At 71.6% G+C, this 19,203-nt stretch carries 17 protein-coding genes and 1 riboswitch; of the genes, 11 read left to right on the forward strand and 6 right to left on the reverse strand.

Annotation, left to right across the window (positions count from 1 at the left end):
* The first annotated feature begins 6 nt into the window (after positions 1–6).
* From ABZX67_RS29125 to ABZX67_RS29160, 8 genes are all read left to right on the forward strand, one after another.
* Positions 7–126 carry an RICIN domain-containing protein gene (locus tag ABZX67_RS29125; RefSeq protein ID WP_355366366.1) on the forward strand — a complete coding sequence of 40 codons (120 nt, stop codon included), beginning with the start codon at positions 7–9 and terminating at the stop codon, positions 124–126.
* 29 nt (positions 127–155) lie between these two features.
* Positions 156–1,925 (forward strand): ThuA domain-containing protein, encoded by a 1,770-nt coding sequence (locus ABZX67_RS29130; RefSeq protein WP_355366249.1) that lies wholly within the window; start codon positions 156–158, stop codon positions 1,923–1,925.
* Positions 1,926–2,056: 131 nt separating this feature from the next.
* Positions 2,057–2,221: a hypothetical protein gene (locus tag ABZX67_RS29135; protein WP_355366252.1), complete on the forward strand. Its 165-nt coding sequence runs from the start codon at positions 2,057–2,059 to the stop codon at positions 2,219–2,221.
* 148 nt (positions 2,222–2,369) lie between these two features.
* On the forward strand, positions 2,370–3,881 hold the full coding sequence (locus ABZX67_RS29140; protein WP_355366255.1) for a Y4yA family PLP-dependent enzyme: 1,512 nt from the start codon (positions 2,370–2,372) through the stop codon (positions 3,879–3,881).
* Entirely contained in the window at positions 3,878–5,200 is a 1,323-nt protein-coding gene (locus ABZX67_RS29145) for a pyridoxal-phosphate dependent enzyme (protein WP_355366258.1), read from the forward strand. Before ABZX67_RS29140 ends, ABZX67_RS29145 begins: the two co-directional genes overlap by 4 nt.
* Before the next feature lie 13 nt (positions 5,201–5,213).
* The gene (locus ABZX67_RS29150) at positions 5,214–6,416 is read left to right on the forward strand and encodes an aminotransferase class V-fold PLP-dependent enzyme (protein ID WP_355366261.1); all 1,203 of its coding nucleotides are present in this window, start codon (positions 5,214–5,216) and stop codon (positions 6,414–6,416) included.
* A 51-nt stretch (positions 6,417–6,467) separates the two neighbouring features.
* Positions 6,468–7,223, forward strand: coding sequence for a class I SAM-dependent methyltransferase (locus tag ABZX67_RS29155; RefSeq protein ID WP_355366264.1), 756 nt, complete (start codon positions 6,468–6,470; stop codon positions 7,221–7,223).
* A 138-nt stretch (positions 7,224–7,361) separates the two neighbouring features.
* The gene (locus ABZX67_RS29160) at positions 7,362–7,637 is read left to right on the forward strand and encodes a hypothetical protein (RefSeq protein WP_355366268.1); all 276 of its coding nucleotides are present in this window, start codon (positions 7,362–7,364) and stop codon (positions 7,635–7,637) included.
* Positions 7,638–7,647: 10 nt separating this feature from the next.
* On the opposite strand, the gene ABZX67_RS29165 is transcribed toward ABZX67_RS29160, so the two are convergent.
* Positions 7,648–8,409 (reverse strand): LysM peptidoglycan-binding domain-containing protein, encoded by a 762-nt coding sequence (locus tag ABZX67_RS29165; RefSeq protein WP_355366271.1) that lies wholly within the window; start codon positions 8,407–8,409, stop codon positions 7,648–7,650.
* A 4-nt stretch (positions 8,410–8,413) separates the two neighbouring features.
* Positions 8,414–8,583: riboswitch (cyclic di-AMP (ydaO/yuaA leader) on the reverse strand.
* A 612-nt stretch (positions 8,584–9,195) separates the two neighbouring features.
* On the opposite strand from ABZX67_RS29165, the gene ABZX67_RS29170 reads away from it, so the two are divergent.
* Complete coding sequence (locus tag ABZX67_RS29170) at positions 9,196–10,668, forward strand: nucleobase:cation symporter-2 family protein (RefSeq protein ID WP_355366274.1); 1,473 nt, start codon at positions 9,196–9,198, stop codon at positions 10,666–10,668.
* An 82-nt stretch (positions 10,669–10,750) separates the two neighbouring features.
* Here the strand turns inward: ABZX67_RS29170 and ABZX67_RS29175 are convergent, their stop codons facing one another.
* The gene (locus tag ABZX67_RS29175) at positions 10,751–11,467 is read right to left on the reverse strand and encodes a transcriptional regulator (protein ID WP_355366277.1); all 717 of its coding nucleotides are present in this window, start codon (positions 11,465–11,467) and stop codon (positions 10,751–10,753) included.
* A gap of 207 nt (positions 11,468–11,674) precedes the next feature.
* On the opposite strand from ABZX67_RS29175, the gene ABZX67_RS29180 reads away from it, so the two are divergent.
* Positions 11,675–12,931 (forward strand): Tm-1-like ATP-binding domain-containing protein, encoded by a 1,257-nt coding sequence (locus ABZX67_RS29180; RefSeq protein ID WP_355366280.1) that lies wholly within the window; start codon positions 11,675–11,677, stop codon positions 12,929–12,931.
* Here the strand turns inward: ABZX67_RS29180 and ABZX67_RS29185 are convergent.
* The 4 genes from ABZX67_RS29185 to ABZX67_RS29200 are packed head-to-tail and all read right to left on the reverse strand — an operon-like array spanning position 12,903 to position 16,585.
* Positions 12,903–13,508, reverse strand: a complete 606-nt coding sequence (locus ABZX67_RS29185; RefSeq protein ID WP_355366283.1) for an ATP/GTP-binding protein — start codon at positions 13,506–13,508, stop codon at positions 12,903–12,905. The genes ABZX67_RS29180 and ABZX67_RS29185 overlap by 29 nt on opposite strands.
* A complete protein-coding gene (locus ABZX67_RS29190) occupies positions 13,495–13,860 on the reverse strand; it encodes a DUF742 domain-containing protein (RefSeq protein ID WP_355366286.1) in 366 nt (121 codons plus the stop codon). The genes ABZX67_RS29185 and ABZX67_RS29190 overlap by 14 nt, the downstream gene beginning before the upstream one ends.
* Entirely contained in the window at positions 13,860–14,264 is a 405-nt protein-coding gene (locus ABZX67_RS29195; protein ID WP_355366289.1) for a roadblock/LC7 domain-containing protein, read from the reverse strand. Before ABZX67_RS29195 ends, ABZX67_RS29190 begins: the two co-directional genes overlap by 1 nt.
* Positions 14,261–16,585, reverse strand: a complete 2,325-nt coding sequence (locus ABZX67_RS29200) for a sensor histidine kinase (RefSeq protein WP_355366292.1) — start codon at positions 16,583–16,585, stop codon at positions 14,261–14,263. Before ABZX67_RS29200 ends, ABZX67_RS29195 begins: the two co-directional genes overlap by 4 nt.
* A 347-nt stretch (positions 16,586–16,932) precedes the next feature.
* Between ABZX67_RS29200 and ABZX67_RS29205 the strand changes: the two genes are divergently transcribed.
* Entirely contained in the window at positions 16,933–19,152 is a 2,220-nt protein-coding gene (locus ABZX67_RS29205; RefSeq protein WP_355366295.1) for an NADP-dependent isocitrate dehydrogenase, read from the forward strand.
* Positions 19,153–19,203 lie beyond the last annotated feature (51 nt).

Consider the following 19,203-nt stretch of genomic DNA (forward strand, 5'->3'; position numbering starts at 1 on the left):
GGGACGGTGCTGAACACGCAGTCCGGCAAGTGCCTGGACGCCGAGGGCGCGACCTGGAACGACGGCACCAAGGTCCACCTGTGGACCTGCCACACCGGAGCCAACCAGAAGTGGACGCTGCCGTAACCCCGTCACAGAGAAGGAGGTGTCACACCATGCGACGTAACACGTTCCTCAAGGCAGGCTCCTGGCTCGCCGGAGCACTGCTGTGCACGGCGGGCGCGCTCGCGGCCCCGGTGGCTTCCGCCGCCCCCGCGGCGGTTCCTCACGCGGCGGCTCCCCGGGAAGCCGCCGCCGACCCCGCGTACAAGGTCCTCGTCTTCTCGAAGACGGCGGGCTTCCGCCACTCCTCCATCGACGAGGGGATCGGCGCGCTGCGCGAGCTCGGCGGCGCCCACAACTTCACCGTGGACGCGACCGAGGACGCCCAGGCCTTCACCACCGGCAACCTCGCCCAGTACAAGGCCGTGGTCTTCCTCTCCACCACCGGCGACGTGCTGAACGCCACGCAGCAGACGGCGTTCGAGGGGTACGTCCAGGGCGGAGGCGGCTACGTCGGCGTCCACGCGGCCGCCGACACCGAGTACGACTGGCCCTTCTACGCGGGCCTCGCCGGGGCGCTGTTCCACTCCCACCCGCACAACCAGACCGCGACCCTCAAGGTCGAGGACCGCGCGCACGACGCCACCGCCCACCTGGGCGCGAGCTGGCAGCGGTTCGACGAGTGGTACAACTACCGCACCAACCCGCGCACCACCGCCCACGTCCTCGCCTCGCTCGACGAGACGAGCTACACCGGCGGCACCATGGCCGGCGACCATCCGATCTCCTGGTGCAAGGACTACCAAGGCGGCCGCGCCTTCTACACCGGCGGCGGCCACACCGAGGCGTCCTACACCGAGCCGGCCTTCCGCCGGCACCTGCTGGGCGGCATCCGCTGGGCCGCGGGCATGACCGAGGCCGACTGCCGTCCCGAGTCCGGCTACACGGCGCTCTTCGACGGCTCCGGCACGGCGGGCTGGCAACAGGCCGGCCCGGGCTCCTTCACCCTCGCCGACGGGACGCTCACCTCGCAGGGCGGCCTCGGCATGCTGTGGTACTCCGCGAAGGAGTTCACCGGCGACTACTCCCTCAAGCTCGACTGGCGCATGACCGACGACGACAACTCCGGCGTCTTCGTCGGGTTCCCGGCGTCCGGCGACCCCTGGTCGGCGGTGAACAACGGCTACGAGATCCAGATCGACGCCACCGACACCCCCGACCGCACCACCGGATCCGTCTACGGCTTCAAGTCGGCCGACACCGCCGCCCGCGACGCCGCGCTGAACCCGCCGGGGGAGTGGAACACGTACGAGATCCGCGTCACGGGCGAACGCCTGGAGGTCTTCCTCAACGGCCGCAAGATCAACGACTTCACCAACACCGACCCGGCCCGCAGCCTCCGCCAAGGCCACATCGGCCTCCAGAACCACGGCGACGGCGACCAGGTCTCGTTCCGCAACGTCCGGATCAAACCGGCGGCCACCACACCTCCGCCCACCACCCGGACGGGTGAGGTGAAGGGCGTCAACGGCAAGTGCCTGGACGTGGCGGGCGGTTCGTCGGCCGACGGTACGCAGGCGCAGCTGTGGTCCTGCAACGGTGCGGCGGGCCAGAAGTGGACGCTGCCCGGCGACGGCACGGTGCGGGCGCTGTCCAAGTGCCTGGACGTGAGCGGCGGCGGCTCGGCGGACGGTACGAAGATCCAGCTGTGGACGTGCAACGGCACCGGCGCCCAGAAGTGGCAGGCGCGCGCCGACGGGACGGTGCTGAACACGCAGTCCGGCAAGTGCCTGGACGCCGAGGGCGCGACCTGGAACGACGGCACCAAGGTCCACCTGTGGACCTGCCACACGGGCCCCAACCAGAAGTGGACCCTGCCCTAGGAGCGGGACCGGCCTCGGGAGCCGTTCGACTCCCGGGGCCGCCTCCGGGCCGCTGCTTACGTGTTCGAACCCGCTGGTACAGTCCTGGGGCTTCCTCCACCCCCGAGCGCCCACAGGAAGAACAGGACAACGTGAGCCAGGTCAGCACTCCCACGCAGCCGATCCCATGGGAGGCGCAGCCGCCGAGCGTCACCCCGGCCAAGGCCGCGGCAGTGCTCCTCCACTGGTGTGCCGAGAAGCCCCTCGCCCGCCGGGTCCGTCGTGCCGTGGACCGCGTGGGCACGCGCCACGGCTGACGCGGCGGCCCCCGGCGGCCGCTTCCGGCAACAGCGCCGCCGAGCTCCATCCCCGACCCCGCCGCGCGGCATAACCGGCGCCGACGTGGATAGGACCATATGGCCGACGTGACGGCCGTCGGCTTTCCTCGTCGGGAGGACTGCTGCCATGGGGGACGCCCCCTTGTTGTCGGACGTGTTGCCGGACGGCCCGCCCCTGTACCTGGAGCCGCGGCTGGCGCCGCTCGCCGCGGCGTTGCTGGAGGGCGGGGCGTTCCTCCACGCGCTCGTGGACGCGCTCGGGTCACCGCTCAACGTGGTGCTGCCCGACCAGATCGCCGAGAACGCCGAGCGCTTCCGCGCCGTCTACCGGCGGCACAGCCTGGGCGGGCGGATCTTCTTCGCGCACAAGACGAACCGTTCCAGCGCGCTGCTCCGGCGGCTCGCCGCGACCGGCCCCGGTGTGGGGGTCGACGTCGCCTCGCTCGGCGAGCTGCAGCACGCCCTCGGCGCCGGGTTCGGGCCGGACAGGATCGTGGCGACCGGGCCCAAGGATCCGGACTTCCTCTGGCTCGCCGTCCTCACGGGGGTCACCGTCAACGCCGACGGCGCCGAGGAGCTCGACCGGGCCGCCGCCCTGGTCCGCGACCACGGATTACCCCGCGTCCGCGTGCTGCTGCGCCTGTCGGACTTCGACACCGGCACCGGCGTCAGGCGCCTGTCCCGCCGCAGCCGCTTCGGCACGCCTACCGCCGCGCTGGCCCGGCTGCTGGACACGGCCGAGCGCCACCGGGACCAGCTGGAGCCCGTGGGCGTCGCGTACCACCTCGACACCACCAGCCCCGACGAGAAGGCAACCGCCCTCGCCGGCTGCCTGCGCGCGATGGAGGAGTTGCAGAAGCGGGGGTTCGGCCCGCGCGTCATCGACATCGGCGGCGGCTTCGGCGTCGGCTACCTCGCGCACGCCGACCAGTGGGAGCGGTACACCTCGGCGCTCACCGACGCCGTCATGGGCCGCCGCCCGCCCCTCACCTGGGGCGGCCACGGCTACGGCCTCCACGCCGAGAACGGCACCCTGCGCGGCTCGCTCGGCCTCTACCCCGCCCATCGCGAGGTCACCGGCGCCGCCTACCTCGACGAGCTGCTCTCCCGCCCGGCCCCCGGCCTCGACCGCCCGCTCGGCACGCTGCTCCTGGAGAGCCTCCACGACCTGTACACCGAGCCCGGCAGAGCACTGGCCGACCAGTGCGGGCTGTCGCTCGCCCGCGTGCTCGAGGTGCGGCGTACGGACGCGGGGGAGACGTTCGTACGCCTCGCGATGAACGCGGGCGACGTCAGCCTGGAGGACCACGGCGTCCTCATGGACCCGGTCCTGCTGCCCAGGGACCCCACGCCTGCGGACACGCGAGGGCCCGTGGGCGTCCACCTCATGGGCAACCTGTGCCTGGAGGCGGACCTGATCACCCGCAGGACCGTCTTCCTGCCCCGGCTGCCGCGCCCCGGCGACCTGCTCGCCTTCGCCAACACCGCCGGCTACTGCATGGACTTCGGCGCCACCCGGGCGCAACAGCAGCCCGTGGCCCGCAAGGTCGCCGTCCACCGCGCCGACGACGGCTCCTGGCACTGGTGCCTCGACGAACAGTACTGGCCGCACACACCCCCTGGGGGACCACAGGCATGAGGTACGAGAGCATCACCGACGCCATCGGCGACACCCCGCTGGTCCGCATCGACCCGGCCGTGCACGGTCTGCGCAGCATCGACCTCTACGCGAAGCTGGAGATGATGAACCCCTTCGGGTCGGTCAAGGACCGGGCCGCCTGGAACATGGTCCGCGACGGCCTGCCCGGCGCCCGCGAGCGCGGCGAGACCATCGTCGAACTGTCCAGCGGCAACACCGCCAAGGCGCTCGCCCTCATCGCGGGCATGCACGGCATCGCGTTCAAGAGCGTCACCAACCGGATGCGCATACCCGAGATCAAGGACCTGCTCCTGCTGCTGGGCGCCGAGATCGAGGAGCTGCCCGGCCAGAGCGAGTGCCTCGACCCGACCGCCACCGACGACCCGCTCACCCTCTTCCACCAGCGGCTGGGCGCGCCCGGCAGCGCCCACCTCCACACCGACCAGTACTTCAACGCCCGCAACACCGAGGCGCACGCCCAGGGCACCGGCCCGGAGATCGTGGCCGACCTCGACGGCCGCGCCCCCGACTGGTTCGTCGCCTGCGTGGGCACCGCCGGTTCCTCCACGGGCGTCGCCCGGGCGCTGCGCGCCCACGCCCCGGGGGTCGGGGTCGTCGGGCTCGTCGCGGAGAAGTCCGACTTCATCCCCGGCATCCGCACCATCGACGAGGTGCAGGAGGTCGGCCTGTTCGACCCGGCGACGTACGACACCATCGACACGGTGAGCGCGGACGACGCCATCGACGGCATGCTGACGCTGGTCCGGCGCTGCGGCATCCTCGCCGGGCCCACCGGAGGGGCCGCGTATCACGGCGCGGTGCGCCACCTGCGGGCGCTCGACGCCGAGGCATCGGACCACCGCCGCACGGCCGTCTTCATCGTCTGCGACCGTGTCGAGAGCTACCTCGGCTACGTCCGCAAGCGCAGGCCCGAGCTGTTCGGCCTGCCGCCCGCGAAGAACTCCGTGGCGACGCTCTCGGACGGCGAGGTGCGCTCGGCCACCGTCATCGACGTCGCCGACGCCCGCAAGTGGATCGCGGCGGAGGACCCCCTCGTGGTCGACCTGCGCGGCCCCTTCGCGTACGGCGCCCTCCACATCGACGGCTCCGTCAACATCGTCGACGAGCTCTTCGACGAACTCCTCCGCGGCGGCCTGCCGTTCAGCAAGAGCCGGCCCGTGCTGCTCGCCTGCCCCGTCGGCGAGAAGTCCGCCCGCTACGCGGCGCTGCTGACGCGCATGGGGCATCCCGACGTACGGAGCCTGGCGGGCGGCATCATCGCGTGGCGCGACGCGGGCGCGCCCCTGGTGCGTGACTGACATGGCGTCCGGCATGCGGCACGACACCGAGAACGATCTGAAGGAGCTGGCGGACTGGCAGCGCCCGCTGCGCGCCCAGTTCCCCCAGATCGCGGCGCATCCCGCGCCGGCGTACCTGGACAGCGCGGCCACGGCCCAGAAGCCGCAGGCCGTGCTCGACGCCGTCCACACCTACCTGACCACGACGAACGCGAACGCCGGCCGCGGCTCCTACCCGTGGGCCAACCACACCACCGCGCTGGTCGAGGGCGCCCGGGACCGGGTCAAGGAGTTCCTGGGCGACCCGGAGCCGGACCGCTCGGCGGTGCACTTCACCAGCGGGGCCTCGGAGGGCCTGCGCACCGTGGCCCGCGACTGGCTGCCGGAGCTGCTCCGCGACGGCGACGAGATCGTGGTGCCGTTCGCCGACCACCAGGCCAACCTGGAGCCCTGGCGGGAGGCGGAGCGGCTGCTGGCCCGCCAGGGCGTGCGGATACGGCTGCGGGATCTGCCGTATCAGGCGAGCTCGGGGGACTACGACCCCGAGGCCCTCGCCCGCGTGGTCGGCCCGCGCACCCGCTTCGTCGCGGCCACCCACGTGCACCACGTCTACGGCGCCGACATGAACGTCCACCGCGTCCGCGCGGTGGTCGGCCCGGACGTGCCGATCTGCCTGGACGCCGCCCAGAGCGTCGGCCATCTGCCCGTCTCGGTGGCCGACCTCGACGTGGACTTCGTCGTCTTCTCCGGCCACAAGGCGCTGGCCCTGCCCGGTACGGGCGCGGTCTGGGCGCGTGGGCGGCGCGGTCCGGAGTTCCGGCCGGGCGGCTGGCAGGGCACCCCGAACACGGCCGGTGTCGTCAGCCTCACGGCGGCCCTCGACTGGCTGGACGCGGCGGGCACGGACCGTATCGAGCGGTGGACCGTGGCCCTGGCGGCCCGGCTGACCGACGGACTGGCCCGGCTGGACGCCTACGAGGTGCTGGGCTGCCGCTCCAGCCTGGACGCCGCCTCCACGGTGCAGCGCCGCAGGCACGTCGTGGCCTTCCGGCACCGCGAGATCGGCTCCCAGGACCTCGGCTTCATCCTCTACAGCCACGGCTTCATGGTGCGCTCCGACAGCCACTGCCAGGCGGGAGCGGACCCGGGGGACGGCTCGGTGCGGGTCAGCCTGCACGTGTACAACGCACCCGAGGAGATCGACGGGCTGCTCGCCGCACTCGCTAGTCTGCAATGATTTCCATGACCGATTAGATGGTGTGGTGAGAAGGCAGGGGCGCGAGAGGACATGAGTGTCAACACGGTGGCGGCCGCGCGATGGGTGGACCGCTGGGAGAGGCAGCAGCAGCGGTACGCGATCGACCGCGAGGAGGCGTTCACCGTCATCGCCGACATTGTCGAGGGCGTGACGGCGGACCGCCGGGCGCCCCTCGTCCTCGACCTGGGCAGCGGCCCGGGCTCCCTGGCCGCGCGGCTGGCCCGCCGGATGCCCCGCGCCCGGGTCGTGGCGGTCGACGCCGACCCGCGCCTCCTGGAGCTCGGCCGGGCCTACTACGGCCCGGCCGTGCGGTACGTGGAGGCCGTCATCGGCGAGCCCGGCTGGCTGGACACCGCCGGGACGGCCGGGCCGGTGGACGCGGCCGTCTCCACGACGGCGCTGCACTACCTCAGCGAGCGCACCCTGCGCCGGGTCTACCGCGACCTCGCCGGGCGCCTGCGCCCCGGCGGGGTGCTCGTCAACTGCGACCACATCTGCCCCGACTCCGCCAAGCTCGGCGAGCTGGCCCTGCACATCGGGCGCCGACGGGCCGAGCGGGAACCGGCCGTCGCCGACGACGACTGGGAGACGTGGTGGTCCGGGGTCGCCGCCGACCCGGAGCTGGCGCCGCTGTTCTCCGCCCACCGCCACCACCGGCACCCGCGCTGCGAGGGCAACGACCTGACCCTCTCCGGGCACCTCGCCCTGCTGCGCGAGGCCGGCTTCGAGGAGGCGGGAGCGGTCTGGCAGTTCGGCAACAGCCATGTCCTCGTGGCCGTGCGCTGACCACGCTCGCCGACCGCGTTCCTCAACCGGGTTCGCCGGCCGGGTCCGCCGACCACGTCCCGTGGCGTCACGGCTCCTTCACGCAACCGCCCCTCCCCGCCGGTCGCGCGACCGGCGGAGCGGGGTCAGCATGGGAACGTGACGTGGGCATCGTGGACGACGGTCCGGGTCTTCGCCGGACGCGGTGGCGTGAGCACCGACACGGTCGGTGTCATCACCGGTGAACTCGACGTGCACACCACCTGGGTCGACGGCGAGGCACGGGTGGCCGTGCAGCACAGCGGGGCCTCCGACTGGTTCCCGATGAGCGGCAGCCCCGTGCCGTGCTCGTCGGAGGAGGCCAGCCGCGTGCTGCACGACGCCGTGGTGGAAGCCGTGCGGTCCGGCGGCGGGGCCACCGTCCCCCGCCCGTGAGGTCGGCGGCTCAGTACGCGCCGAAGACGTTGTCGATCGACCCGTAGCGGTCGGCGGCGTAGTTGCAGGCGGCGGTGATGTTGGCGACCGGGTCGTACGGGTCCGTCGACGTGCCGGGCACGTGGTACGCGCGGAACGTGGGGTCGATGACCTGGAGGAGACCCTTGGACGGGGTGCCCGCGGCGGCGTTGGAGTCCCAGTTGTTGATGGCCAGCGGGTTGCCGGAGGACTCGCGCAGGATGTTGCGGTGGATGCCCTCGTACGAGCCGGGAATGCCGCGCTCGGCCATGATGGCCAGCGCTTCCTTGATCCAGCCGTCGAGGTTGTTCGCGTACGTCGCGGGCTTGGCGGGCTTCGCCGTCTTCGCGAGCGCCGGCCGGGCCGTCGAGCGGCTGGCCCGCTCGGTCGACGCGGGCGCGGCGGTGGACTTCGCGCCGATGGTGAGCTTCATGCCGGGGCGGATGAGCGACGGGTTGTCGCCGACGACGGACTTGTTGTCCTCGTACAGCTTCTGCCAGCCGCCGCTGACGCCGTGGTCCTGCGCGATCTCGGAAAGGGTGTCGCCCGCGGTCACGGAATACGTGACGGGCGACGCCGGGGCCTTTTTCGCGGCGGCGGCAGGCGCCGCATTCGGCGTCGCGTTCGGTGCAGCCTCGGCCGCGGTGGCACCGAACAGGGGAAGGGCGAGTGCGGCGCCGCCCGTGCCCGCGGCGACGAAACGGCGGGCGAGCGGATTGTTCTTGGGACGGCGGTGCTTACCCTGTGCGGGCATGGCGCATTCCTCTCCGTCGCCTGCGAGGTGAGCTGTCGGGTTCGGGCTGGAGATGCCCGGCCGCGACGCGCACACGAGGGCGTGCGCACGCGACTTCACCCCGAGCCTTTCCGTTTCCGGATCGGCGGCTTACCTGGTTCCCCCGCTCCTGCCGTACGTCGGTGGGTGAGTGGGTGCGGATTCCGGGCGGCGGCAGGATTCGGCGGTCCGACCGGATTGCCGTGACGGTAAGCGAGAGCCGTGGGCGGGAACAAGCCGCGAAACGCGCACGCGTGGTTACGGAAACGCCATGAAGTGGCTGCTGTCGGAAACTCAATTCTCTTTCCCAGCAGGGGAAATAGGCCGGGGAGGGTGTTTTCCCGGGCGGCGCGAGGTGAGCCATGTCACGGCGCGCGCAAATGGCCCTCGGGGTGGCGTTGTTGAAGAAATCGCTCAAGTAAGCCCGATATCTCTGAAACCAGAGATATGCGGGCGAAAGGTGCGCCTGGTGGGACGGGGGAGCGGTGAGTGCCGTTCCGGTTACTCGCGAGGAACGTCCGACGTCAACTAGGGTGAGCGCCCCGATCGGCTCCACCTGCGGATCTCATGCGCAGGGCGGTTTCGTCATGCCGATCGAAGGAAAGGTCCTCAAACCAGGACGCACATCCAAGTGCAGGGCGACGTGGTGTCGGCAACTCCGCCAGACGTCGACTCCGTACGGGCCGACGAGGCCTCGTCCTGATACATCCGGGCTCCGAGGCGTCGGCTCCTCTCTCATTCACCTACCTCTTGTAAGGCAAGGCAGAGATGGCACGAGTCTCCCGACGGCACTCCGGGACGCAGACGCATCCCGTCGACGAACTGCTCCCCCTCCCGCAGCTCACGCTCTACGGCTTCCAGCACATCCTCGCGTTCTACGCGGCGGCCGTCATCGTCCCCGTACTCCTCGGAAACGCCCTCGGGCTCTCCGACGAGCAGTTGGTCCACCTGATCAATGCGGACCTGCTGACCTGCGGCATCGCCACGATCATCCAGGCGCTGGGCGTCTGGAAGATCGGCGCGCGGCTGCCCCTGGTGCAGGGCGTCACCTTCACCGCCGTCTCCCCCATGGTCGCGATCGGCATAGGCGCGGGCGGCGGCACCGCCGGTCTGCTGGTCGTCTACGGCGCGGTCATCACGGCCGGCATCGCCACGTTCCTCTGCGCGCCGTTCTTCGGCAGGCTGGTGAAGTACTTCCCGCCCGTCGTCATCGGCACGATCCTCACCATCATCGGCATCACGCTCATCCCGGTGGGCCTCCAGAACGCCGCCGGCGGCTCCCACCTCATCGGCGACCCCGCGTACGGCTCCGGCGAGAACCTCGCCTACGCGCTCGGCACCCTGCTCCTGATCCTGGTCGTGGTCCGGCTCGGCAAGCCGATCCTCAGCAGCCTCGCCGTGCTCATCGGGCTCATCGTGGGCACGGCCGTCGCCTGGATGCTCGGTGACGCGCACTTCGACGAGGTGGCGGACGCCGCCTGGTTCGGCGTCACCACGCCCTTCCACTACGGCATGCCGCAGTTCGAGCTGCTGCCCATCGTCGCCATGGTCGTCGTCATGCTGATCACGATGGTCGAGACGACCGGCGACGTGTACGCCATCGGCGAGATCGCCCGGAAGAAGGTCGACAGCGACACCGTCACGCGCGCGCTGCGGGCCGACGGCATGTCCACGATGCTCGGCGGTATCTTCAACTCCTTCCCCTATGTGGCATTCGCCGAGAACATCGGACTTGTCCGCATGTCCCGGGTGGTGAGCCGCTTCGTGGTGGTGGCCGCCGGTGTCTTCATGATCCTGCTGGGGCTGCTGCCCAAGGCCGGCAGTCTGGTCGCCGCGATCCCGCACCCCGTGCTCGGCGGCGCGGCGATCTCGATGTTCGGCATGGTCGCGGCGGTCGGCATCCAGATCCTCGCGAAGGTGGACCTGCGCGAGGAGCGCAACGCCATCATCCTGGCGGTGAGCCTCGGTGCGGCGATGCTGCCCACGACGGTCAAGCCGTTCTTCGAGCGCATGCCGGACGACGTGCGCGCGGTGCTGGACAGCGGCATCACGCTGGGCGGGCTCACCGCCATCGTGCTGAACCTGTTCTTCAACGCGTTCACGCGGCGCAAGGCGATGGAGATCGACTGGGAGGACTACGAGGACGAGGTCCCGCCCGCTCCGGGCGCCCCGTCCGCCTACCCCGCCCAGCCGGCCCCGGGCACCCACCCCGCCCCCGGCGCCGGCGCCACCTGGCGCTGAAAGCCCTTCTCGCGGCAGGACGGCCGACGGCCCCCGGACGATCCGGGGGCCGTCGGCCGTCCGCGCCTCGCCGGGCCTCCGGTCAGAAGCCGTCGAACGGCGGCTCGTCGCCCGCCTCGCCGACCAGCTCCCAGAAGTGGTCCACGAGCCGGTGCAGGAACGCCGAGCGCTCCGCCGCGACCTCCTTCAGCCGGGCGTCGCCGTTGCGGGCCATCAGATGGCCCATGTACCGCTCGGAGAACTCCGCGAACTCCGTGTGCATCGTGCGCAGGGCGTCCCCCACCGAGGTCTCGTCGACGACCACGATCTCCGCGACCGGCGCCACATGGACCTTCCAGCGGCCCTCGATGGCGGTGCGGAGGTGCCGGGCCAGCTCCTCGTCACGGCCCATGAGGCCCACCAGCTGGCGCAGGGTCAGCCCCAGGGCGTCCACCAGCGCCCTGGTCTGCCGGATGTCGCCGTCCCAGCGGTGCGCCGCCTCCGCGGCCCGGTAGGCGGCGGGGTCCATGCCGATCCGGTGCGCCAGCCGCTCCACGCTGAGCTTCCGGGCCAGCCGGTGTTCGGCGAGGGTGCGCGGCTCGATGCCCATGAGGGTGGTGGCGGAGCACCACAGCACGTCGGCGAGTGCGAAGAGGTGGGGTTCGGAGGGGAGGTGGGATCCCTGTTCCCAGGCGGCGATCAGGTCGGGGTGGACGGGAACACCGCACGCCGCCATGGAGTGGGCGACCTGTGAGGTCGTCAGGCCCATCCGGGCTCGCGCCGCTCTGGCCTCTCGGGGGGAGAAGGGAGTGCTGTACACGAAAGACCCCTAAACGCACTGAAGGGAGTGGATGAACATCCAGGAGCGGGCAGGCTAACAGATGGTCCAGTGGTAGGAACCGTCAAAATCCCTTCGATAGCAAGGCGATATGCCTTTGTAGGCTTTCGTTCGTTGGTCGGATGTTTCCGGTCGGTAGTCGGACGGGCGGTCTTGCCACCACGGGGTCCGCGCCGGGAAAGTACGGCCATGACGATGGTCGTACTGGTGGGGACCCTGGACACCAAAGGGCTGGAGTACGGGTGGCTGCGCGAGCGGCTGCTGCGGCGGGGCGTCGACGTCGTGGTCGTCGACACGGGCGTGGCCGGCTCTCCGCGGATACCCGCCGACGTGGAGCGCGCCGAGGTGGCCCGGGCCGCCGGTGTGGACCTGGAGGCGTTGCGCGCCCGGGGGGACCGCGGCGCGGCGGTGACGGCGATGGCGCGCGGCGCCGAGGCGACCGTCCTGCGGCTCCACCGGGAGGGGCGGCTGCACGGCGTGCTGGCCATCGGCGGCAGCGGCGGCACGTCCATCGCCACCCGCGCCATGCGCGCCCTGCCGCTCGGGGTGCCGAAGGTGATGGTCTCCTCGATGGCGGCGGGCGACGTCTCGCCGTACGTCGGTTCCGCCGACATCACCATGATGTACAGCGTGGTCGACATCGCCGGGGTGAACCGGGTGTCGGAGCCGATCCTGGCGAACGCCGCCGACGCCGTCGCCGGCATGGCCGAGGGCTTCGCCGCCGCCTCCCGGGCGCTGGTCCCGGGGGAGTGGGGCGCGGACGGCGCGCCGCTGGTCGCGGCGAGCATGGCGGGCGTGACCACCCCCGGCGTCGACGCGGCCCGCGAGCGGATGACGGAGCTCGGCTACGAGGTCCTGGTGTTCCACGCCAGCGGCGCCGGGGGCCGCACCCTCGAATCACTGGCCGGGCAGCGGCTGTTCGCCGGCGTGCTGGACCTGACGGTCTGCGAGCTCGCCGACGACCTGTGCGGGGGCCTCCTCACCGCCGGGCCCGACCGGCTCACCGCCGCCGGGCGCGCGGGGGTGCCGCAGGTGGTGAGCCCGGGCGCGCTGGACATGGTGAAGTTCGGTCCGGTCGACACCGTCCCGGAGCGGATGCGCGACCGGCACGTCCACGTACACAACCCGTCCATCACGGTGGTGCGTACGACGGAGGAGGAGTGCGCCGAACTGGGCCGCCTCCTGGCGGCGAAGCTGCGCGGTGCCACGGGGCCGACCGCCGTGTGCCTGCCGCTGCGCGGGCTGTCCACGCTGGGGCAGCCGGGCGGGCCGTACCACGACCCGGCCGCCGACAAGGCGCTGTTCGACACTCTGCGGGACGGGCTGCGGGGCAGCGCGGTCGAGGTCGTCGAGGTGGACACGCACATCAACGACCCGTCGTTCGGCCGCGCCGCCGCGAAGCTGCTGCACCGCATGATCACACGGGTATCGACGACTTCTCGATGAGCAGGTCCAGCAGGGAGAGCAGCGTCTCGCGGACGTCGCCCCGGCGCCGCGCGTCCAGCAGGAGGACGGGCGTGTCCGGGTCGCGCAGCCGCAGCGCCGCCTTGATCTCCTCGGCGGTGTACGGCTGTTCGCCGTGGAAGCAGTTGGCGCCGACCACGAACGGCAGCCCGCGGTTCTCGAAGAAGTCGACCGCCCCGAAACTGCGGTCCAGGCGCCGGGTGTCCACGAGGACGACGGCGCCGAGCGCGCCGTTCAGCAGGTCGTCCCACATGAACCAGAAGCGCTCCTGGCCCGGCGTACCGAAGAGGTAGAGGACGACCCCGGCGTCGGTGAGGGTGATCCGGCCGAAGTCCATCGCCACGGTCGTCACGGCCTTCGACTCGACGCCCGCGAGGTCGTCGACGCCGACCCCCGCGGCCGTCAGCCGCTCCTCCGTGCGCAGCGGCTCGATCTCGGAGACCGTCTCGACCAGGGTCGTCTTGCCCACGCCGAAGCCTCCGGCGATGAGGATCTTGACGGGAGCCGCTTCCTCGAAGGAGTCCTGGGAGGGGTCCTGGGACGGGTCAGATACGGGCAAGGTTGTCCCTGATTCTCATGAGCAGGCGGGTGTTGGTGATCTCGGACTCCTCCAGGGGCGGCCGGTGGTGGATCAGCCCGCGGTCCGCGAGTTCCCCGAGGAGCAGCGTCGTCGGAGTCAGGCGCATGCGCATCCGGGCGGCGATCTCCGCGACCGCCAGACCGTTCGGCGGCGGGCACATGGCCAGGACGGCCTGCCACTCCGTGGGCAGCCCGCCCTGCGCGTCCGCGGCGACCGCCGCCGTGACGGTGGTGTCCATGGTCAGGGCGGTGTGCGGAGCGGCCGTACGGCCGTCGGTGAGGGCGTACAGCCGCGTCCGCCGACGGCCCGCGCCTTGCGGCTCGTCCGTCATCAGGATGTGGGCGCCTGGGTGCGTTCGGGTGTGCCCAGCCACTCGCCGAGCGCCTGCGCGGTGCGCACCGCCTCGCCGCCCAGCTCGCCCAGGCGCGCCTTGCGGGAGGTCACGACGATGAGGGTGCTGCCCTCGCCGCACCCGACGATGCACAGGTACCGGTCGTCCATCTCGACCAGCTGGCGGATCACCCGGCCGCCGTCGATCTCCCGGGATATCGCCTTCATCGTGGCCGCGATGCCCGAGGACGCCGCGGCGACGCGCTCGGCCTGGGGCCTGTCCAGCAGGTAGGCGCTGAGTTTGATGCCGTCGTTGGAGAGGAGCACGGCGCCCTGGATGCCGGCGATCCGGCTCAGGTTGTTGTCCAGGACGCTGTAGATCATGTCGTTCGATGCCGTCGTCATGGCTGATCCCGTCGGAGCTCTTGTTCGACTTGCTGGGTTCCGTGTTCGTAGTCCGACCAGGCGTCGGCCACTTCCTCGGGTGTCGCCGTGTCGGGGGCGACCGTTGCTTCCGGAGCGCGCGGTTCGCGCAGCTGCTGGACCATGTGGGTCTGGGGTACGCGCTCGGGCAGCGGCGGCCGCCCGCCGCCCGGCCGCGGCGCCGGCACGCTGTCCTTGGGCGCGTCCTGCGCCGGGTCCTGGGTCGCGCCCTGCGCCCGTACCGGGAGCCGGTCCTGTCTGCGGCGCACCGGCAGGCCCGCCGCGCCGACGTGCAGCACCAGCTCGGGCTTGCGCTCCTCGGAGCGCTCCTCCACGCGGCGCGGCGCGGGCAGCGGCGATGCGGGCAGCGGCGTCGGCCGCCGTACGGGGAGGGGATCGGGCTCGGACTCGGGCCCGGTCGGGACCAGGTGCTCGGCCGGGATGATCACCACGGCCGAGGTCCCGCCGTACACGGACCTGCGCAGCGTGACCCTGGCCCCGAGCTGGTCGGCGAGGTGCCCGACCACGAACAGACCCAGCCGGTGCGCGTTCTCGGCGAGGACGGCGTACGGCGGCGCCGAGTGCAGGCGCCCGTTCATCTCCTCGTACGCCGCCGGCGTGACGCGCGGCCCCCGGTCCTCGATCTCGACCGACAGGCCGTCGGCGACCAGTTCGGCCCGGATGACGACCTTCGAACGCGGCGGGGAGAACCGGGTGGCGTTGTCCAGCAGCTCCGCCAGCAGGTGGCTGATCTGGCTGATCACCCGCGGCTCCACGCTGATCTCGTCCAGCGCCTGCCGCTCGATCCGGCGGAAGTCCTCGACCTCGGCGGCCGCCTCGCGCAGCAGGTCGGCCACGCGCATGGGCTCGGTGTGCGGGTCGGGGATCTCGCCGCCCGCCAGGATGAGTAGGTTCTCGATCTGCCGCCGCATGCCGACCGTCAGCTGGTCGGACCGCATCAGCTGGGCCAGCAGCGTCTCGTCGTGGCCGAAGGAGTCCTGGAGCTCCTCCGTCAGGCTCAGCTGACGGCTGACCAGGTTCCCGGTACGCGAGGCGATGCCCGAGGCGAACATGCCGAAGCCGTGGCGCTCCGCCGCGAGCTGCCGGTGCCCGTCCACGGACACCTCGACGACCCGCGCGAACGCGTCGCTGATCCGCCCCACTTCGTCGCCGTCCCCGGTGACCTGCGGCAACGCGTCGGCGTCGACCGGGCGGCCGCGCTGGAGCCGGGCCACGACGTCCGGCAGCGTCCGCTCGGCGACGGTCACCGTGCTCTCGTGCAGCCGCCTCAGGCGCCGCAGCACCGACCGCGTGGTGAACGCGACGCCGGTCGCGACGAGCAGCAGCGCACCCGAGCTGCCCGCGATCAGCCAGGTGACCTCGGTCTCCAGGGCGTCCGCCTTGGCGTTGGCGCGGGCGAGCAGCGACCGCGAGCGCTCGGCGTTCAGCGCGTTCAGCTCCGGGGCCCACTTCGCGTGGGCTTCCCGCCAGCCGCTCACCTCGCGGGGCAGTTTCACGCCGAAGTCGAGGTCCTTGTGGTCGGACATGACCGCGTTCTCGATGCGGCCCTTGGCCTGCCAGGCGTCCGAACCGACGAGCTGCGAGTACAGCTCGCTCTCGTCGGGGGCCAGGTACGGCACGACCCAGGTGTCGTACAGATAGCGGTGGGCGCCGACGGCGTTGACGAAGTCGGAGAAGCGGGTCGCGCTCAACTCCCGGGAGGGGCCCGCCAGCGCGAGGATCGTGTCCTGCCGCGCCACCATCTCCGACGCCGAGAACATGGTGACGACCACCCGGCTCTCCAGCGTGAGCTCGGCGTCCTCGGTGTGGCTGAACTCGTCCTGGTAGAAGCGGATCATCTGGCCGATGACGCCGTTGTAGTACGCCATCACGCTGTCGGCGCTGCTGCTGCGGACGTCGGTGCGCTCCCGGTAGGCGGGCAGGTCGTCCAGACCCTCCGTCACCTCCTGGAGGCGGCGGTCGGCCTGCGCGGAGCGCGCGCCCCCGCCCGCGCCGGCGGCCCGGCGGAACTCCGCCGCAGCCCGGTCGGTGGCCGCCCGCTGCCTGCGCAGCTCGTCCTCCGCCGTGGCCGTACCCGACCACCGCTCGGCGGTCAGCGCCCGCTCGGCCTGCATCTCGACCATGAGCGCGAACAGCGGCGACCCGATCCGCTCACCGGCCGCCACGTCGGCGCGCAGGTGGTGCGACTGCGCCAGCAGGCGGTCCGCGGTCACGGCGGTCTGCGTGCCCATCGCCACGGTGGGTACCACCGCGAGTCCGATGAGCAGGGTGCGCAGGCGCACTGTGCGCTGCCGACGCGGCTTCGGCTGGGGGAGGGGACCTTCGGGTTCTATGGGAGACATCCGTCCTCGGAGCGGAGAAGGCGGGGACCGGCCGGCAACCGGGTGCGGCACAGCCCTGGGGAGGGGCTCGGGGACGGCCGGTCCGGCTGCGGTGGGGGACGAGCGAGAAGGATGCCGATCATAACCAGCCAGGGGAAGAAATGGAGCCGTTGCCTCCATGGATGGTTTCTGGTATGCGCCCCCGGCGGCGCGCCGCCACACACCGGTCCCGGGCCCTTGTCGAGAACAGGTCGATCAGGAGATATCTTGATGTCGAGCAATGTTGCAGACGTGGAGCGGAGCACCCGGTGACTGACTCGACCATCATCTATACGCACACTGACGAGGCCCCGGCCCTGGCGACGTACTCGTTCCTGCCCGTGGTGCAGGCGTATGCCTCGACGGCCGGTGTCACCGTGGAGACGCGTGACATCTCCCTGGCGGGCCGGATCATCGCGGTCTTCCCGGAGTACCTGCAGGAGGGGCAGCGCATCGACGACGCCCTCGCCGAGCTGGGTGACCTGGCCAAGACCCCCCAGGCCAACATCATCAAGCTGCCGAACATCTCGGCGTCGATCCCGCAGCTGAAGGCCGCCATCGCCGAGCTGCGCGAGCAGGGCTACGCACTCCCGGACTACCCGGACGACCCCAAGACCGACGAGGAGCGCGAGATCCGCGCCCGCTACGACAAGGTCAAGGGCAGCGCGGTCAACCCCGTCCTGCGCGAGGGCAACTCCGACCGCCGCGCCCCCGCGTCGGTCAAGAACTACGCCAAGACCCACCCGCACCGCATGGGCGCGTGGAGCCCCGAGTCGAAGACGAACGTCGCGACCATGGGCGAGAACGACTTCCGCTCCACCGAGAAGTCCGCGGTCGTCTCCCAGGACGACACGCTGCGCATCGAGTTCGTCGGCGAGGACGGCGCCACCACCGTCCTGCGCGAGTCGGTCCCGGTCCTCGCGGGCGAGGTCGTCGACGCGTCCGTCATGCGCGCCGCCGCGCTGCGCGAGTTCCTCTCGGCCCAGGTCGAGCGCGCCAAGGCCGAGGGTGTGCTCTTCTCGGTGCACCTGAAGGCCACGATGATGAAGGTCTCCGACCCCATCGTCTTCGGCCACGTCGTACGCGCCTTCTTCCCGAAGACGTTCGCGAAGTACGGCGAGGCGCTGACCACCGCCGGCCTGTCCCCGAACGACGGCCTCGGCGGCATCCTCAAGGGCCTGGAGGCCCTCCCGAACGGTGCCGAGATCAAGGCCTCCTTCGACGCCGAGCTCGCCGAGGGCCCCGAGCTGGCGATGGTCGACTCCGACAAGGGCATCACCAACCTCCACGTGCCGTCCGACGTCATCGTCGACGCCTCCATGCCGGCCATGATTCGCACCTCCGGCCACATGTGGGGCCCGGACGGCCAGGAGCACGACACCCTCGCGGTCCTGCCCGACAGCAGCTACTCCGGCGTCTACCAGGCCGTGATCGACGACTGCCGCGCCCACGGCGCCTTCGACCCGGCCACCATGGGCTCCGTGCCGAACGTCGGCCTCATGGCGCAGAAGGCCGAGGAGTACGGCAGCCACGACAAGACCTTCGAGATCGCCGCCAACGGCACGGTCCGCCTCGTCGACCAGGCCGGCAACGTCGTCCTGGAGCAGCCCGTCTCCACCGGCGACATCTTCCGCGCCTGCCAGACCAAGGACGCGCCGATCAAGGACTGGGTCAAGCTCGCCGTCACCCGCGCCCGCGCCACCGGCGACCCGGCGGTGTTCTGGCTCGACGAGACCCGCGCGCACGACGCCCAGCTGATCGCCAAGGTCAAGCAGTACCTGCCGGAGCACGACACCGAGGGCCTGCAGATCGAGATCATGTCCCCGGTGGAGGCCACGAAGTTCTCCCTGGAGCGCATCCGCCGCGGCGAGAACACCATCTCCGTCACCGGCAACGTGCTCCGTGACTACCTCACGGACCTCTTCCCGATCCTGGAGCTCGGCACGAGCGCCAAGATGCTCTCGGTCGTCCCGCTGATGAACGGCGGCGGCCTGTTCGAGACGGGCGCCGGCGGCTCCGCGCCCAAGCACGTCCAGCAGCTGGTCAAGGAGAACTACCTGCGCTGGGACAGCCTGGGCGAGTTCCTGGCCCTCGCGGTCAGCTTCGAGCACCTCGCCACCACCACGGGCAACGCCCGCGCCAAGGTGCTCGCGGACACGCTCGACCGCGCGACCGGCACCTTCCTCAACGAGGACAAGTCGCCGTCCCGCCGCCTCGGCGGCATCGACAACCGCGGCAGCCACTTCTACCTGGCCCTGTACTGGGCGCAGGAGCTGGCGAAGCAGACCGACGACGCCGAGCTGGCGAAGGCGTTCGCCCCGCTCGCCCAGACGCTCACCGACAACGAGCAGAAGATCGTCGACGAGCTGATCGCGGTGCAGGGCAAGCCGGTCGAGATCGGCGGCTACTACCACCCGGACCCGGCCAAGTGCGCCGCCGTCATGCGCCCGTCGGAGACGTTCAACCAGGCGATCGCGACCCTGGGCTGACGCCCCCGCGTACCGCGTGTCCCGCCCCGGTCAGGCACTCCGCCCGGCCGG

This window comes from Streptomyces sp. NPDC003036, from assembly GCF_040611175.1.
In the GTDB taxonomy this organism is placed as follows: domain Bacteria; phylum Actinomycetota; class Actinomycetes; order Streptomycetales; family Streptomycetaceae; genus Streptomyces.

Bases quoted from the DNA above. Each gene is read 5' to 3' on its own strand.
- ABZX67_RS29130 (WP_355366249.1), top strand. From the start codon at position 156: ATGCGACGTAACACGTTCCTCAAGGCAGGCTCCTGGCTCGCCGGAGCA.
- ABZX67_RS29140 (WP_355366255.1), top strand. From the start codon at position 2,370: ATGGGGGACGCCCCCTTGTTGTCGGACGTGTTGCCGGACGGCCCGCCC.
- ABZX67_RS29145 (WP_355366258.1), top strand. From the start codon at position 3,878: ATGAGGTACGAGAGCATCACCGACGCCATCGGCGACACCCCGCTGGTC.
- ABZX67_RS29150 (WP_355366261.1), top strand. From the start codon at position 5,214: ATGCGGCACGACACCGAGAACGATCTGAAGGAGCTGGCGGACTGGCAG.
- ABZX67_RS29155 (WP_355366264.1), top strand. From the start codon at position 6,468: ATGAGTGTCAACACGGTGGCGGCCGCGCGATGGGTGGACCGCTGGGAG.
- ABZX67_RS29165 (WP_355366271.1), bottom strand. From the start codon at position 8,409: ATGCCCGCACAGGGTAAGCACCGCCGTCCCAAGAACAATCCGCTCGCC.
- ABZX67_RS29170 (WP_355366274.1), top strand. From the start codon at position 9,196: ATGGCACGAGTCTCCCGACGGCACTCCGGGACGCAGACGCATCCCGTC.
- ABZX67_RS29180 (WP_355366280.1), top strand. From the start codon at position 11,675: ATGACGATGGTCGTACTGGTGGGGACCCTGGACACCAAAGGGCTGGAG.
- ABZX67_RS29190 (WP_355366286.1), bottom strand. From the start codon at position 13,860: ATGACGGACGAGCCGCAAGGCGCGGGCCGTCGGCGGACGCGGCTGTAC.
- ABZX67_RS29195 (WP_355366289.1), bottom strand. From the start codon at position 14,264: ATGACGACGGCATCGAACGACATGATCTACAGCGTCCTGGACAACAAC.